The sequence below is a fragment of the Antarctobacter jejuensis genome (genome assembly GCF_052266595.1).
Taxonomy (GTDB): Bacteria; Pseudomonadota; Alphaproteobacteria; order Rhodobacterales; family Rhodobacteraceae; genus Antarctobacter; species Antarctobacter jejuensis.
Genome location: NZ_JBQQXJ010000017.1, coordinates 74,940 through 89,977, shown reverse-complemented (window position 1 = coordinate 89,977; position 15,038 = coordinate 74,940). Strand labels below are relative to the sequence as shown.

At 60.8% G+C, this 15,038-nt stretch carries 13 protein-coding genes; 9 read left to right on the top strand and 4 right to left on the bottom strand.

The window, feature by feature from the left end; genetic code table 11:
• Positions 1 to 4: 4 nt before the first annotated feature.
• Together ACTXGA_RS20170 and ACTXGA_RS20165 are read right to left on the bottom strand one after the other, a co-directional pair.
• On the bottom strand, positions 5 to 1,276 hold the full coding sequence (locus tag ACTXGA_RS20170; RefSeq protein ID WP_443396437.1) for an ABC transporter substrate-binding protein: 1,272 nt from the start codon (positions 1,274 to 1,276) through the stop codon (positions 5 to 7).
• 55 nt (positions 1,277 to 1,331) lie between these two features.
• Positions 1,332 to 2,306 (bottom strand): ABC transporter ATP-binding protein, encoded by a 975-nt coding sequence (locus ACTXGA_RS20165; RefSeq protein WP_443396436.1) that lies wholly within the window; start codon positions 2,304 to 2,306, stop codon positions 1,332 to 1,334.
• Positions 2,307 to 2,549: 243 nt separating this feature from the next.
• Here ACTXGA_RS20165 and ACTXGA_RS20160 point away from each other — a divergent pair, with 243 nt between their 5' ends.
• Together ACTXGA_RS20160 and ACTXGA_RS20155 are read left to right on the top strand one after the other, a co-directional pair.
• Positions 2,550 to 3,233: a GntR family transcriptional regulator gene (locus tag ACTXGA_RS20160; protein WP_443396435.1), complete on the top strand. Its 684-nt coding sequence runs from the start codon at positions 2,550 to 2,552 to the stop codon at positions 3,231 to 3,233.
• The gene (locus tag ACTXGA_RS20155) at positions 3,230 to 4,063 is read left to right on the top strand and encodes a GNAT family N-acetyltransferase (protein ID WP_443396434.1); all 834 of its coding nucleotides are present in this window, start codon (positions 3,230 to 3,232) and stop codon (positions 4,061 to 4,063) included. The genes ACTXGA_RS20160 and ACTXGA_RS20155 overlap by 4 nt, the downstream gene beginning before the upstream one ends.
• A gap of 198 nt (positions 4,064 to 4,261) precedes the next feature.
• On the opposite strand, the gene ACTXGA_RS20150 is transcribed toward ACTXGA_RS20155, so the two are convergent.
• Both ACTXGA_RS20150 and ACTXGA_RS20145 read right to left on the bottom strand, forming a co-directional pair.
• Complete coding sequence (locus ACTXGA_RS20150) at positions 4,262 to 5,503, bottom strand: L-rhamnose isomerase (protein WP_443396433.1); 1,242 nt, start codon at positions 5,501 to 5,503, stop codon at positions 4,262 to 4,264.
• 46 nt (positions 5,504 to 5,549) lie between these two features.
• Positions 5,550 to 7,652 (bottom strand): bifunctional rhamnulose-1-phosphate aldolase/short-chain dehydrogenase, encoded by a 2,103-nt coding sequence (locus tag ACTXGA_RS20145; RefSeq protein ID WP_443396431.1) that lies wholly within the window; start codon positions 7,650 to 7,652, stop codon positions 5,550 to 5,552.
• Between the two features lie 187 nt (positions 7,653 to 7,839).
• Here ACTXGA_RS20145 and ACTXGA_RS20140 point away from each other — a divergent pair, with 187 nt between their 5' ends.
• The 7 genes from ACTXGA_RS20140 to ACTXGA_RS20110 all read left to right on the top strand — a co-directional run bounded on the left by ACTXGA_RS20140 (position 7,840) and on the right by ACTXGA_RS20110 (position 14,978).
• Positions 7,840 to 8,646: a DeoR/GlpR family DNA-binding transcription regulator gene (locus tag ACTXGA_RS20140; protein WP_443396430.1), complete on the top strand. Its 807-nt coding sequence runs from the start codon at positions 7,840 to 7,842 to the stop codon at positions 8,644 to 8,646.
• Positions 8,647 to 8,684: 38 nt separating this feature from the next.
• Positions 8,685 to 9,686, top strand: coding sequence for a rhamnose ABC transporter substrate-binding protein (rhaS, locus tag ACTXGA_RS20135; RefSeq protein ID WP_443396428.1), 1,002 nt, complete (start codon positions 8,685 to 8,687; stop codon positions 9,684 to 9,686).
• A gap of 66 nt (positions 9,687 to 9,752) precedes the next feature.
• Entirely contained in the window at positions 9,753 to 11,273 is a 1,521-nt protein-coding gene (locus ACTXGA_RS20130) for a sugar ABC transporter ATP-binding protein (protein ID WP_443396427.1), read from the top strand.
• 9 nt (positions 11,274 to 11,282) lie between these two features.
• Positions 11,283 to 12,266, top strand: a complete 984-nt coding sequence (locus tag ACTXGA_RS20125) for an ABC transporter permease (RefSeq protein WP_443396426.1) — start codon at positions 11,283 to 11,285, stop codon at positions 12,264 to 12,266.
• Positions 12,263 to 13,279 carry an ABC transporter permease gene (locus tag ACTXGA_RS20120; protein ID WP_443396424.1) on the top strand — a complete coding sequence of 339 codons (1,017 nt, stop codon included), beginning with the start codon at positions 12,263 to 12,265 and terminating at the stop codon, positions 13,277 to 13,279. Before ACTXGA_RS20125 ends, ACTXGA_RS20120 begins: the two co-directional genes overlap by 4 nt.
• Positions 13,279 to 13,593 (top strand): L-rhamnose mutarotase, encoded by a 315-nt coding sequence (rhaM, locus tag ACTXGA_RS20115; protein WP_443396423.1) that lies wholly within the window; start codon positions 13,279 to 13,281, stop codon positions 13,591 to 13,593. Before ACTXGA_RS20120 ends, rhaM begins: the two co-directional genes overlap by 1 nt.
• The gene (locus ACTXGA_RS20110; protein ID WP_443396422.1) at positions 13,590 to 14,978 is read left to right on the top strand and encodes an FGGY-family carbohydrate kinase; all 1,389 of its coding nucleotides are present in this window, start codon (positions 13,590 to 13,592) and stop codon (positions 14,976 to 14,978) included. Before rhaM ends, ACTXGA_RS20110 begins: the two co-directional genes overlap by 4 nt.
• Positions 14,979 to 15,038 lie beyond the last annotated feature (60 nt).

Here is a 15,038-nt window from a genome sequence, read left to right as displayed (position 1 = left end):
TTCCTCACGCGGCGATGAACTCGTTCCACTTGCGAACCATGTACTGGTTCTCGTCCATCACGGCGTTCCAGCAGGCGACTGACCCCATGCGGTCGTAGAAGGATCCGCCGTCGCGCATCTCGCCTGCCTCGGCCAGCTTGTCGCCCGAGGGCGACGTGATGATATCGGTGGCTTCCTTGCCTTCGAACCAGTAGCCCCACTCGTTCTCGGTCATGAAGTCCTTCGAGGTTTCCGGCACGGCCGAGTAATAGCCTTGGCGCATCAGGTAGCCGCCGACCCAGCCGGAGAGGTACCAGTTGATGTATTCATAGGCCGCGTCCAGCTCCATGCCCGACAGAGAGGACGACAGGCCAATACCGCCGCCCCAGCTGCGATAACCCTCTTTCAACGGCTGATAGACACATGGAATGCCGCGCGATTTGACAGCCGTGATGGCGGGCGACCACATGGACTGGATCACCACTTCGCCCGAGGCCATCAGGTTCACGCTTTCGTCGAAGGTTTTCCAGAAGGCGCGAAACTGGCCGTTCTGCTTGGCCTCGGTGAAGATCGCCATGGTCTTGTCGATCTCGTCGCGGGTCATGTTGCCCTTGTCGCCGTATTGGATTTCGCCCATCGCCTCGCAGACCATGGCCATGTCCATGATGCCGATGGAGGAAATGTCGAGGATAGAGGCCTTGCCCTTGAATTCCGGGTTGAGCAGCTCGGCCCAGGTCTCGATCGGGCGGCCGATCAGGTCGGGGCGGATGCCCAGCGTGTCGGCGTTGTAGATCGTCGGGATCAGTGTCATCCAGCCGGTTTCACTATCGGCAAAACTGGTGCCGCCGGGACCGTCGACAAAACCCACGGTATGCGGCGCGGTTCCCTGGGCAATGACCGACTCGGGCGTCAGCTTGCCATCGCGGAAAATGCCGACGATCTTTTCGTAGTTGGCGATCTTCGAGGTATCCATCGCCTGCAGGTTGCCGGTCGGCCAGACCTTCTTGCAGATCCAGTATTCGATGTCGGCGATGTCAAAGCTGTCCGGCTGAGTCGCGGCGCGCTGTGTCACGCTATCGGAATCCAGCGCGGTCATTTCCAGAGTGAAGCCGAGGTCTTCTTTCACCTTGTTGGCCACGTCGTTCAGGTTCGACACGCCGGTGCCGAACTGGCGCAGCACGATGTCCTTGGTGTCCTGCGCCCAGAGCATCGGCGCAGGCAGTGCCGACGCGGCCATCGCGGCGCTGCCGGTCTTCAGGAACGAACGGCGGGAATAGCCTACCTTGGGTTTTGCCATTGGATCAGTCCTCTCTGTTGTAGCTGTTCTGTAGGATCGTTGACGGTGTGGCCGCTCAGGCCCGGAGGCGGTGCAGCCGCCCCTCGTCCCAGTCGAGCCTGACGGCATCGCCGGGGGTTTTCGGTGAGCTGAAGAACTGGTGTTCGGGCAACAGCGCGAGCACCTCGTCACCTGCCTCTGTCATCGCCGTGACCGCGACCGACGCGCCCTGGTATTCGACGGCGGTGACGGTGGCGGGGACGCCCTGCTCTGCGAGGGTCACAGCGTCCGCGCGCACGGTGGCCTTGCCCCCGTCCAGGCCGATCACGTTGTGGCCACCGATGAAACGCGCGACGAATTCCGTCGTGGGCCTCGCCCAGACCTCGCGCGCGGGGCCTGCCTGTTCGATCACGGCGTCGTTCATCACTACGATCTCATCGGCCAGCGCCAGCGCCTCGTCTTGCCCGTGGGTGACGTGGATAAAGGTAATGCCCAGTTCGCGTTGCAGCTTTTTCAATTCGGCGCGCATCCGGATGCGCAGAAACGGATCAAGCGCGGACAGGGGTTCGTCCAGCAACAGCACCTTGGGCTGCGTCACCAATGCGCGGGCCAGCGCCACGCGCTGCTGCTGACCGCCCGACAGTTGCGCGGGCAGGCGGTCCGCCAGGTGGGTCATGTCGACCAGTTCCAGCAACTGGTCGGCCTTCTTGTGGCGCGCGGCCTTGTCCACGCCCTTCATGCGCAGGGAAAAGGCTACGTTGTCGCGCACGGACAGATGCGGAAACAGGGCGTAATTCTGGAACATCATCGCCGTGCCCCGCTGTGCCGGGGGCAGATCGACCACGTCGTGCCCGTCCAGCAGGATCGAGCCCTCGGACACCTCTTCGTGCCCGGCGATCATGCGCAGGGTCGAGGATTTACCGCAGCCCGACGGCCCAAGCAGGCAAACATAACTGCCCGGCGCAAAAACGTGATTCAGGTCCCGCACGGCAACGGTGTTGCCATAGCGCTTGGTCACGTGAACCAGTTCCAGATCATATCCTGTGCGCATCCAGCCCTCATCGATTTGACGAGGTCAGGTTGAGAGCAACTTTCGGTGTAGGGTCAGGGATTTCTGCTCTGCGACCCCCCAAAAACACTCTGCGTCCAAATTTTGTGCAAGCGCGGCGTGTCTGTGCACAAATTCGGGTGCAATTTTGTATACAATACAGAATGCAATCGTCATTTGACCGGGCGCCTTGCCCCGTGAGGTCGAATCGCGAAGATGCAGTGTGATGAGTAGCGGCGGAGCGGCATGAACAGTCTCAACAAGCCTTGGTCAAGTGAAACGGTTGCAGCGGATCTGGAACACGCGATCCATGAACACCGGCTGCCCCCCGGGACAAAACTGGGTGAGGATGAACTGGCCGAGGCCTATGGCATCAGCCGCACCATCGTCCGGGCCGCGCTTCTTGCGCTATCCCATCGCCGCCTTGTCGAATTGAAGCGCAATCGCGGTGCCTTTGTCGCCCAGCCATCGGTGCGCGAGGCGCGCGAAGTCTTCGAGGCGCGCGCCCTGCTGGAACCCCGCACCGCACATTCCGCCGCAGAGCGCATAACGCAGGCAGATCTCGCCCTGCTGCACGAGAATATCGAACAGGAACACGCCGCCCTCGACGCAGGCGAGAACGGTCGCGCCCTGTTCCTGTCCGGGCAATTTCATCTCGAAATCGCGCGCATCGCGGATCAGACCACGATCCAGTCCTTTATCTCCGAACTGATTTCACGGTCGTCGCTCATCATCGCGCTGTATTGGCGGCGGCGCGCCGCCTTGTGCGAGACGCAGGCGCATCACGCCCTCCTCGACGCCTTGGAAAAGCACGACGCGGAGGCGGCGGAACAATTCATGAAGAGCCATTTGCTGGATCTCGTGGCCTCTCTCGACCTTCGCAACCTCGTTCAACCGGCCACCTCTCTAAGGGAAGCGCTAAAACGATGAGTCCGGTCACCTATCGCACCGCAACTCTGGCGGAGGTCGGGCTGTTGGTCGACTGGGCGGCAGAGGAAGGCTGGAATCCCGGACTGGACGACGCAGCGGCCTTTTTTGCCGCTGACCCGGGCGGGTTCTTCGTGGCCGACATTGACGGCAAGCCCGCTGCCGGCATCTCTGTCGTCAACCATTCCGAAGTCTTTGCCTTCCTTGGGCTATACCTGTGCCGCCCGGAAAATCGCGGACGTGGCATCGGGTTTGGCTTGTGGAAACACGCAATGGCGCACGCCAGGGACCGCACCGTGGGTCTCGATGGTGTCGCCGCGCAAGAAGAAAACTACGCCAGATCCGGCTTCGTTCTTGCGGGCCGCACCCGGCGTTTCATCGGCCAGATACCGGAGGAGCCGCACATTCTGCCGCTTGCCGGACCAGACGACGTTGCGGCACTGGTACGCCTCGACGCCGCTGCGAACGGCGTCAAACGGGTGCGTTTTTTGGAGGATTGGGTGCGAGAGACGCCAACTCGAAAGACCGTCCTGTGTCACGCGGCAGGGGAGTTGATCGGCTTTGCCACTGCGCGACGGTGTCGCGAAGGCTGCAAGATCGGACCCATCGTTGCGCCCGATGCCACCGCCGCAATGAAACTTGCCTGTCGGGCCGCCGCCGCCCTCGGCGAGACGATGACCATCATCGACATCCCCGACACCTCGGCGGGGTTTCAGGACATGCTGCGCGGAAACGGTTTCACCGAAAGCTTTGGCACCGCACGCATGTATTGCGGTGAGGCTCCCGAAACAGGGGCCTCCCTGCAGGCGGTCGCGTCGCTGGAACTGGGGTAAGGCAGATCCTCTTTGTGCAGCAGACGTCTGCGAAACGGCACCCCGGCCGTCACGCCGACCACGTATGATGAGGTTCCCGATCCAAGAACCTTGGCTTGGTATGGGACAAAAACCTCCCCTGTGTCCGAATCCGGTCGATGCCATGCGCTTTGGTATCAAGGGCTGGGCGAGCAGCGGCACCGCCCTGTCCAAAATCAGTCATCCACGCCCGGCAACCGCAGCTTGATACTTGTCCAATTCTCCGATCAAGCTCTGGCCGGTGGGCACCTCCATCCGGGCACAGAACTCGTCCCAGACCGCGCCGAATGGCATGTCCTTGAATTCTTCCGTCACCACGAAACGGGTGGTGAAGTCCAAAGCATTCTCGGCGGCTTTCAACTGGCCCAAGGGAAGCAGCAAGGACCGCAACAGCGCCTTTTGCATGTTCCGTGTGCCGATCACCCAGGCCGCCGTGCGGCTGATGGTGGCGTCAAAGAAATCCAGCCCGATATGCGTGCGGCCCAGAAGATCGCTGCTGACCAGTTCATTGGCCATGGCCTGAATGTCGTCGTTCAGCAGGATCACATGGTCGCTGTCCCAGCGCATCGGACGCGAGACATGCAGCAACAGTTCATCAAGCGACAGCGCACAGGCCGACAGCTTGTCGGCAATGTTTTCTGTCGGGTGAAAGTGCCCCATGTCGAGGCACAGCAGAGTGCCCTTCCGGCTGGCATAGCCAAGGTAGAATTCATGGCTGCCGACGGTACAGGCCTCGACCCCGATCCCGAAAAGCTTGCTTTCGACCGCGTCTCGCATCTGCGCCGGGTCCTGATCCGGGGCAAGCATCTCATCCAGCGACGCCTCCAGCCGGGTACGCGCGGCCATGCGGTCGACAGGCGTGTCCTTGAACCCGTCCGGCACCCAGATGTTGTTGATACAAGGGGTTCTTTGGGCGGCGCCCATCTGGGCCGCGATGTCCCGGCAGCGGCGGCCGTGCTCGATCCAGAAATCGCGGATACCCTTGTCAGGGTGCGCAAGCGTCAGGTTGTCGTCTGCATTGACGTGGGCAAAGAAGGTCGGGTTGAAATCCAACGCAACCCCGGCGTTCCGCGCCCAGTCGACCCACGGCGCGAAATGCCGGAATTCGATTTCATCGCGGCCCGGTGTTTCGTCCGTGTCCATGTAGATGGCATGCAGGTTCAGCCTGTGACTGCCAGGGATATTGGCATAGGCGAAGTCCAGATCGGCGCGCAGTTCATCCGGGGTGCGCGCCCGTCCCGGGTGATTGCCGGTTGCCTGGATACCTCCACCCGAGGTCCCGGATGACTTTTCAAACCCCACCACGTCATCACCCTGCCAGCAATGCATGGAAATCGGGATGGTCTTGAGGGCTTCGATCGCGGCTTCGGTATCGACACCCCAATCGGCGAATTGCGCCTTGGCGCTGTCGTATTGGCTCATGGTTTTCCTCCCTTCGGCAAGGCGGGCATTGCTGCCCGCCCCGGTGTCAGCGGGTAAAGGCCTGCACGTTGCCGGCATCGACGTTGAGAATGTTGCCGGTCGACTTGGATGAGGTTTCCGCGGCAAAGAAATACGCTGCTTCAGCGATATCCTCTGGCAGGACAGACCGTTTGAGCAGTGACCGCTTGCGATACATCTCTTCCAGCCCGCCCTTGTCGGTTCCATATGTCCCGGCGCGCTGTTCCAGCCATTCGCCTTCCCAGATTTTCGACCCGCGCAGAACGGCATCGGGGTTCACAACGTTCACCCGAATGCCAGCTTCGGCCCCTTCCAGTGCCAGGCAACGCGCGAGGTGGATCTCTGACGCTTTGGCCGTGCAATAGGCCGAGGCGTTCGGGCTGGCGGCAAGACCATTCTTGGAGGCGACAAAGACGATCGAGCCCCCAATATCCTGCACGCGCATCACCTTGAACGCTTCGCGTGAGACAAGGAAATACCCGGTCGACAGGATTTCCATGTTCTTGTTCCACAGGGCCAGCGAGGTTTCCTCGACCGGGGCCGAAGATGCGATGCCGGCATTGGACACCAGAATATCGATGCCTCCAAACTCCACGGACATTTCGGCATAAGCCCGGGCAACAGCGGTCTCGTCGGTGACGTTCATCACAACCGTGCGCACGACATCACTGCCGTAGCGTTGGGCCATGTTGTCACGTGTCGCCTTCAGGCCGTCCTCTGCAATATCGGCCAGCATCACGCAGGCGCCTTCAGCCAGGTACCGTTCCGCGGTTGCGGCGCCGATGCCCCCTGCCCCTCCGGTGATAAGCGCTACGCGACCCGCCAGGGATTTCGGTTTCGGCATCCGCGACAGCTTGGCCTCTTCGAGGAGCCAGTATTCGATGTCAAAGGCCTCCTGCTCGGGCAGGCCCGTATATTCGCTCACCGACGAGGCCCCGCGCATCACGTTGATCGCGTTGACGTAGAATTCGCCCGAAATTCGCGCCGTCGCCTTGTCCTTGGCAAAGGTGATCATGCCGACACCGGGGACGAGATAGACCACCGCGTTGGGGTCGCGCAGTGCCGGGCTATCGGCATGTTTGCAGCGGTCGTAGTAGGCCTTGTAGTCGTCGCGATAAGCGGAGATCTGTTCGGGCAGACCGTCCAGAACCTCGTCGAGGTTCCCCTTGGCGGGGTCGAAATTGACCACCAGCGGACGGATCTTGGTGCGCAGGAAGTGGTCGGGACAAGAGGTGCCGAGCGCCGCCAACGGCGCCATATCCCGGGCATTTACGAACTCCAGGACTGCATCGCTGTCATTGAAATGTCCGACCATGTGCTGGTTGCCGGACACGAACCCACGGATCGCGGGCATAAGTCGCGCGGCGACAGCGTTCCTTTGCGCGGGCGGCAGGCTTGCATGGCGGGCACCGCCAAAGGCCGGAACATTCTCGGTTTTCTCAGCCAGCCACTGGGTGGCGGTGTTGATCACATCGATCGTCATGTCATAGCACGACTTCGCTGTATCGCCCCAGGTAAACAACCCGTGGCTTTCCAGCACGACACCGTCTGCATCGGGGTTCTCAAGACAGAATTTTTCCAACCAGAGGCCCAGTTCGAACCCCGGACGTTTCCACGGCAGCCAGCCGATCTTGTCGCCAAAGATCTCCTGCGTCAGCACCTTGGAGTTTTTCGAAGCGGCAATCGCGATAATCGCATCGGCGTGCACATGGTCCACATGCTTGCGCGGCACATAGGCATGCAGCGGCGTGTCGATAGACGCCGCACGAGGATTCAGCTGAAAGGTGCAATGCGGCAGGTAGCCGACCATTTCATCTTCGAACTCCACGCCACGATACAGCCCCTTCAGCGCGTTCAGCTTGTCCATGTAAAGCGTGGCGAAACCGTCCATCTTGATAGAGCCGATATCCCCGCCCGAGCCCTTGACCCACAGCACTTCGACCTCTTCGCCGGTCAAAGGGTCGGTTTCCATGACCTTGGCCGAGGTGTTGCCGCCGCCGTAGTTGGTCACCCTCTTGTCCGATCCCAGGATGTTGGACCGATACAGCAGCAACTCCGACTCTTTCATGCCCTGCACGTCTTCGTCGTTCCAACGATTTTCAAGACATTGATTTTCATTGGTTTTCAACATGGCGTCCTCCCATATGGCGACCTGCGCCCGCGATGAAATGTTGCGGCGAAACTGGGCGCTGCGCGGCACAATGTCAATCATAAACAATCACACTCAATCATTCTGCATCGCAGCATGATTGTTTTTGACGATTTGTGATTGACAGAAAGATCGAATCTGGACAGTGTCCTGATCAAGGGAGGCACAAATGCACGAAAAAGAGCGTCACAGGATCATTCTATCTGCCGTTCAGGACAGACCGGTCGTGACCGTTGTCGATCTGTGCAACCTGACTGACGCATCAGAGGCTACGATCCGCCGCGACATTGCGGCACTTGATGCCCAGAAGAAGTTGCGTCGGGTGCGCGGCGGAGCAGAAGCCATCGCCCCTCCGCAATTCGTCGGGCTGGCCGGGCGTCCCTTTTCGGTCAGTGAAACCATGCACAGCCGCGAAAAACAGGCGATTGCCCGTGCGGCAGTAGACCTGTGCTCGGATGGCGACTCGATCATCATCAACGGCGGCACCACCACCTTTCAGATGGTTCATCCTCTGGCCTCGCGCCGGTGTCAGGTCTTCACCAATTCGTTCCCGATTGCGGAGCACCTGCTGAAGCACTCGAAGAATACGGTCATGCTTTCGGGCGGGGTGATCTACCGCGAGCAGAACATCATCCTGTCCCCTTTCGACAACGACGTGACGCGCAACTTCTATGCCCGCCGCATGTTCATGGGCGCACAGGGCCTGGGCTCGATCGGATTGATGGAAGCAGATCCGCTGCTCATCCAGGCCGAACAAAAGCTGATCGGCCAGGCCGACGAACTGGTAGTTCTGGTCGACAGTTCGAAATTCGAAAATCGGTCCAGCCTCGTTCTCTGCCCGCTCGACCGCATCGACACGGTGATCACCGACGAGGGGATCCCTGACAAGGCCGCTGCCATGCTCGAAGCGGCCGAGGTAACGCTGATCGTCGCCCAGTCGGGTGCTGTTCAGAAAGAAGGAGAGACGGCCACATAGCCGTCCTTGATTGGAAACGTGATCTTAGGGAGGAAACCATGATCCGTCGCAACTTTACCAAGCTTCTCGCCGGGGCCAGCCTGGCCGCCAGCCTCATGGGCACCAGCGCAATGGCGCAGGACAACATGCGCATCGCGCTTGTGGTCAAGGCTCTGGGCATCGGCTTTTTCGAAGCCGCACACAAAGGCGCCGAGGAAGCCGCCGCCGAACTGGGCGGCGTCGACATCATCTATACCGGCCCGACCGGCACCACCGCCGAAGAACAGATCGAAGTCATCAATGCCCTGATCGCTCAACGTGTTGACGCAATCGCGGTATCGTCCAATGACACGGACGCGCTGGTGCCGGCCCTGAAAAAGGCCATGCAGCGTGGGATCACCGTGATTTCGTGGGACTCTGGCGTGGCCCCCGAAGGCCGTCAGATGCATCTCAACCCCTCGTCTAACCCGCTGATCGGCAACATGATCATCAAGCTGGCCGCCGATCATCTGCCGGATGGTGGCGAAGTCGCCTTGCTATCGGCAACCACCACCTCGACCAACCAGAACATCTGGATCTCCGAGATGGAAAAGGTCATGGGCAACTATCCTGGCATCGAAGTGGTGGCGACCGTCTATGGCGACGATCTGGCCGACAAATCCTATCGCGAGGCACAGGGCCTGATGCAGAAGTACCCCGACCTCGACGCCATCATCGCGCCGACCAGCGTCGGCATCGTGGCCGCCGCACAGGCCGTCGTGGATGCGGGCAAAGTGGGCGAAGTCAACGTCACCGGCCTTGGCCTGCCGTCCGAGATGGCCGGGGCCATCGACAGCGGCGCCTCGAAGAGCTTTGCCATCTGGAACCCTATTGATCTGGGGTATTCCGCGACCATGATCGCCCATGCGTTGGCGACGGGTGAAGCCACTGCAGAACCCGGTGCAGAGATCCCGATGGGGCGCATGGGCTCTGTCACGCTGGACGAAAACAACGAAGGCGCGATGGCAGACCCCTTCGTCTACGACAGCTCGAACATCGACGAATTCAAATCGATTTTCTGATCGTCTGACTTCCCGTTCCTCGGCTCCGGCGTGCACTGCGCCGGAGTCCCCAAACAGATTGCCGACATGCTCATGCAAATCCAGACAGAAGCCGTCACCCAGACGGCCCCCATCCTTGCGCTTGACGGGATCACCAAGACCTTTCCGGGGGTCAAGGCGCTGGACGGGGTATCGCTTCGCCTCTTTCCCGGACAGGTCACGGCCCTCGTCGGGGAAAACGGTGCCGGCAAGTCCACCGTGGTGAAGACGCTGACCGGCATTTATCAACCCGACGGCGGCGAAATTCTTGTGGATGGCACGGCGACACGATTTCCCTCGGCACAACACGCGGCCGACGCCGGGATCACCGCGATCCATCAGGAAACGGTCCTGTTCGATGAGCTTTCGGTGGCGGAGAACATCTTTCTGGGACACGCCCCACGCGGCAAATTCGGCCTGATCGACTGGAAGACGATGCAGAGGCGGGCGACGGAAATCCTGACCAGCATCGGCGCAGAAATCGACCCGACCCACCGGCTGCGCGATCTGGGCATCGCAAACAAGCATCTGGTCGCCATTGCCCGCGCCCTGTCGATTGACGCGCGTGTCGTCATCATGGACGAACCCACGGCAGCCCTGTCGCACAAGGAAATCCAGGAGCTTTTTGAACTGGTCGAAACGCTGAAGGCGCAGGGCAAGGCGATCCTGTTCATCAGCCACAAGTTCGACGAAATCTTACGCATCGCCGACCGCTACACCGTTTTCCGCGACGGGCAATTCGTGGGAGACGGGATGATCTCTGACGTGACAGAGGCCGAACTGGTCAAGATGATGGTCGGCCGCGATGTGTCTCAGGTCTTTCCGCAACGCGAAAGCCATCTTGGCGACGAAGTTCTTCAGGTTGTCGGCTACGAACACCCGACCGAATTTGCAGATATCGGCTTTACCCTGCGGCGCGGCGAGATCCTTGGCTTTTACGGGCTGGTCGGGGCGGGCCGGTCGGAATTCATGCAGGCCTTGTTTGGCATCACCAGGCCGTCCAAGGGCGTGACCAAGATCGACGGGTCCATCAGGATCATTCGTTCTCCGGCCGATGCCATCGGGAACGGTGTTGTCTACGTCCCCGAGGATCGCGGTAAGCAAGGGGCGATCACCGCTCTGCCGATCTTTCAGAACGTCACCCTGCCTTCCCTGGCTCGCACGTCGCACAAGGGGTTCCTGCGAATGGCAGAGGAGTTCAGCCTCGCGCGCGAATACACGCGGCGGCTGGACCTGCGCGCGGCCTCTTTGGATACCGAGGTCGGCAACCTGTCCGGCGGCAACCAGCAGAAGGTGGTGATTGCGAAATGGCTGGCGACCCAGCCCAAGGTCATCATCCTCGATGAGCCGACCAAAGGCATCGACATCGGATCAAAAGCAGCAGTGCATGAATTCATGGCCGAACTGGCCGCACAGGGTCTTGCCGTAATCATGGTCAGCTCGGAAATCCCCGAGATCCTTGGCATGTCCGACCGGGTTATCGTCATGCGCGAGGGCCGGATAGCTGCCGAGCTGGCAGGCGACGACCTGACCCCCGAAACTCTCGTCCGCCACGCGGCCGGCATCTGAGGACCTGTCATGTTCCAACGACTTCTCTCCTCACGCGAAACCCTTCTTCTTGTGGCAATCACGGTGCTGTTGGCCGCGATCGCGTCGCGTTTTCCGGGGTTTGTCGCCCCATCAAACCTGGCGGATGTGTTTAACGACACCTCCCCGCTGATCTTGTTGGCCGTCGGGCAAATGATCGTGATCCTCACCAAGTGCATCGATCTTTCGGTGGCTGCCAACCTCGCGCTGACCGGCATGGTCGTCGCGATGATCAACGTCTCTTTCCCTGGCGTTCCGGTTGCCGTGATCCTGGTTGTTGCCATTTCGCTTGGCGCCCTCATGGGCATGACAAACGGCCTGCTGGTCTGGAAACTGGGTATTCCACCCATTGTCGTGACACTGGGCACCATGACGATCTTTCGCGGGATCATCTTTCTGATTTCCGACGGGAAATGGGTCAACAGCCACGAGATGAGCCCCGCGTTCAAGGCTTTTCCGCGCGCTGAAATCCTTGGCCTGCCTGTCCTGAGCTGGATCGCGATCCTTGCCGTGATCGTGTTTTCCATCATGATGACGCGTACGTCGCTGGGCCGCGCGGCCTATGCCGTGGGCGGGAACCCTCATGCCGCAACCTATACCGGGATCAGCGTGGGCCGCACCCAGTTCTGGGCCTTCACCCTGTCCGGCGCACTGGCAGGATTGACCGGATACCTTTGGGTGTCGCGCTATGCCGTCTCTTATGTGGACATCGCAAGCGGGTTCGAACTGGACGTGGTTGCGGCCTGCGTGATCGGCGGCATCTCTATCGCGGGGGGCATCGGCACTGTTGGCGGGGCGCTTCTGGGTGCGCTGTTTCTGGGGGTCATCAAGAACGCTCTGCCCGTAATAGATGTTTCCCCCTTCTGGCAATTGGCCATTTCGGGGGCGGCCATCATCATCGCCGTAGCCGTGAACTCCCGTGCCTCGCGGACCAAGGGGCGGATCATCCTCAAATCAGCGGAGCACGCGGTATGACCAGCACAGATCAAGTCGCATCAGGCCAGATTACCCCGGGCCGTGACATTCCCGACAGGCTGCGATCCCCGTTCGAGAGGGCCCTCAAAAGCTGGGAGAGCCTGCTGATGCTGGTGGCTATCGCCATCTTCGTCGCCAACAGCTTTGCGTCGCCCTATTTCCTCGACGCCTGGAACCTGAGCGACGCGTCCTTCAATTTCACCGAAAAGGCGATGGTCGCCTTCGCCATGGCGCTGCTGATCATCTCCGGCGAGATCGATCTGTCCGTCGCGGCCATCATCGCCCTTGCCTCGACCGCCATGGGGGCGGCAGCCGAGTTCGGGTTCGGCACGCACGTGCTGGTCCTGATCGGGCTTGGAACCGGCCTGATCTGCGGGGCGATCAACGGGTTTCTCGTCACCGGTTTGGGGCTGCCGTCGATCGTGGTCACCATCGGAACCATGAGCCTGTTTCGCGGCATCAGTTACATCGTACTGGGCGATCAGGTCTACAACGGATACCCCTCCGATTTCGCTTACTTCGGGCAGGGGTATGTGTTCTGGGTCATCACATTCGAATTGGTGCTGTTCGCGCTGCTCGCGGTGATCTACGCCGTGCTTCTGCACAAGACCAACTTCGGGCGAGCCGTCTATGCGATTGGCAACAATCCAACAGCCTCCCTGTTCTCTGGCATCCGTGTCGGGCGGGTCAAATTCATCCTCTTCCTTCTAACCGGTCTGATGTCGGGCATTGCGGCTATCTGCCTGACCTCGCGGCTTGGATCGACGCGACCCTCCATCGCCTTCGGCTGGGAGTTGGAGATCGTGACGATGGTGGTGCTGGGCGGCGTCAATATCCTGGGTGGCTCGGGTACGATCCCCGGCGTGGTGATCGCCGCCTTTGTCATGGGGCTGGTGACGTTCGGGCTGGGCCTGCTGAACGTGCCGGGCATCGTCATGTCCATCGTCATCGGCGCGCTGCTGATCGGTGTCATTGCCCTGCCGCGTCTTTGGTGGATGTGGAAGGCACGGTGATGGAAAAATACGCCTTCAAAATGCGGCTAAACCCGGGCTGTGAGGCCGAATACCGCAAACGCCATGACGAGATCTGGCCCGAACTGGTGACTCTCCTCAAAGAGGCCGGAGTCTCGGATTACTCGATCCACCTCGACCGTGAGACCGGGCTGCTCTTCGGTGTGCTCTGGCGGTCTGAGGATCACGGCATGGTCGCGCTGCCGGGAACAGAAATCATGCAGAAGTGGTGGGCCCACATGGCCGATATCATGGAAACCAACCCGGACAATTCACCCGTTGTGACGGACCTCGCGTGCGTCTTTCACATGCCATGAATAAAGGTCATGTCGCCGTCATCGACATCGGTAAGACCAATGCCAAGCTGGCGCTGGTCGATGTGTCGGACCTTTCGGAAATCGCGGTCATCACCCGTCCGAACCGGGTGGTTTCCGGCCCTCCGTGGCCCCATTTCGACACCGAAGGACATTGGGCCTTTCTGCTGGACGGTTTGCGGGACTTCCACGCGCAGCACGGCGTTCATGCGATTTCGATCACCACGCATGGCGCCTGCGCTGCGTTGCTGGCACGGGACGGCACGCTGGCGGCGCCAATCCTGGATTATGAACACTTCGGCCCGGACGCTCTGGCCGCCGACTATGACGCGATCCGCCCGCCTTTTTCCGAGACGGGCTCACCAAGGTTGCGCATGGGGCTCAATATCGGGGCGCAGCTTTTCTGGCAGTTCAAAACCTGTCCTGAACTGACCACTCGCACACATCAGATCGTGACCTATCCGCAATACTGGGGGCATCGCCTGACCGGGGTCGCAGCGACCGACGTGACCTCACTGGGGTGCCACACGGATCTCTGGAACCCGCACCGCCGCTGCTTTTCCTCGCTTGTCGACACCCTGTGCATAAGGGACAAGATTGCGCCCGCCCGAAAGTCGAGCGACATTCTGGGCGCCATCCTGCCTGAAGTCGCCGCACAAACAGGGTTGCCCACGGATACACCGGTCTATTGCGGCATCCACGATTCCAACGCATCGCTGCTGCCACATATTCTTGGCAACAAGCTGCCATGCAGCGTGGTGTCCACCGGAACATGGGTTGTCGCGATGACGGTCGGCGGCAAAAGCGTCACGCTCGACCCGGAACAGGACGTGCTGATCAACGTCAACGCGCTTGGCGATCCTGTGCCTTCGGCCCGTTTCATGGGCGGGCGCGAACACGATCTGGCGACACAGGGCCGTTATCCCGATCCGGATGAGGCGGCGCTGGATGCTATTCTCCGGGACCAACGCATGTTGCTGCCCGCGCTGGTCCCGGAGACCGGCCCTTTTCGCGGACACATCGCCCACTGGGTCGGCCCGGAACCTGATGTCGGCACCGCCCTGCGCGGCACGGCGGTTGCACTATACCTCGCGCTTGTCATCGCGCGGTGCCTGCAAAACACCGGCCATCATGGGGTGGTCATCGTAGAAGGGCCGTTCGCGGCCAATCCGTTGATACTTCGCATGCTCGCGGTGGCCACAAACTCCACGGTGATCGCCTCAAAGGGGGCCACGGGCACCAGCCAGGGCGCGGCGCTTGTCACCTGCCAGGACACCCCGATCGTGGCCGATGGTGTCAGCATATCTCCAACCGACGACCCGCGTTTGTCCTCCATGCAAGCCTATGCCAATGCTTGGGCAGACCACGTGAGCAATCCGGAGCGTTAACCGGGCTCTGATGATGTGACTACCCCCGACAACGTCGGCGCGCCAAAGGGGGTCTACATC

Excerpts from the sequence above, each read along its gene's own strand:
- ACTXGA_RS20170 (WP_443396437.1), bottom strand. The coding sequence starts at position 1,276 with ATGGCAAAACCCAAGGTAGGCTATTCCCGCCGTTCGTTCCTGAAGACC.
- ACTXGA_RS20165 (WP_443396436.1), bottom strand. The coding sequence starts at position 2,306 with ATGCGCACAGGATATGATCTGGAACTGGTTCACGTGACCAAGCGCTAT.
- rhaS (WP_443396428.1), top strand. The coding sequence starts at position 8,685 with ATGATCCGTCGCAACTTTACCAAGCTTCTCGCCGGGGCCAGCCTGGCC.
- rhaM (WP_443396423.1), top strand. The coding sequence starts at position 13,279 with ATGGAAAAATACGCCTTCAAAATGCGGCTAAACCCGGGCTGTGAGGCC.
- ACTXGA_RS20150 (WP_443396433.1), bottom strand. The coding sequence starts at position 5,503 with ATGAGCCAATACGACAGCGCCAAGGCGCAATTCGCCGATTGGGGTGTC.
- ACTXGA_RS20140 (WP_443396430.1), top strand. The coding sequence starts at position 7,840 with ATGCACGAAAAAGAGCGTCACAGGATCATTCTATCTGCCGTTCAGGAC.
- ACTXGA_RS20160 (WP_443396435.1), top strand. The coding sequence starts at position 2,550 with ATGAACAGTCTCAACAAGCCTTGGTCAAGTGAAACGGTTGCAGCGGAT.
- ACTXGA_RS20130 (WP_443396427.1), top strand. The coding sequence starts at position 9,753 with ATGCTCATGCAAATCCAGACAGAAGCCGTCACCCAGACGGCCCCCATC.
- ACTXGA_RS20120 (WP_443396424.1), top strand. The coding sequence starts at position 12,263 with ATGACCAGCACAGATCAAGTCGCATCAGGCCAGATTACCCCGGGCCGT.
- ACTXGA_RS20110 (WP_443396422.1), top strand. The coding sequence starts at position 13,590 with ATGAATAAAGGTCATGTCGCCGTCATCGACATCGGTAAGACCAATGCC.
- ACTXGA_RS20155 (WP_443396434.1), top strand. The coding sequence starts at position 3,230 with ATGAGTCCGGTCACCTATCGCACCGCAACTCTGGCGGAGGTCGGGCTG.
- ACTXGA_RS20125 (WP_443396426.1), top strand. The coding sequence starts at position 11,283 with ATGTTCCAACGACTTCTCTCCTCACGCGAAACCCTTCTTCTTGTGGCA.
- ACTXGA_RS20145 (WP_443396431.1), bottom strand. The coding sequence starts at position 7,652 with ATGTTGAAAACCAATGAAAATCAATGTCTTGAAAATCGTTGGAACGAC.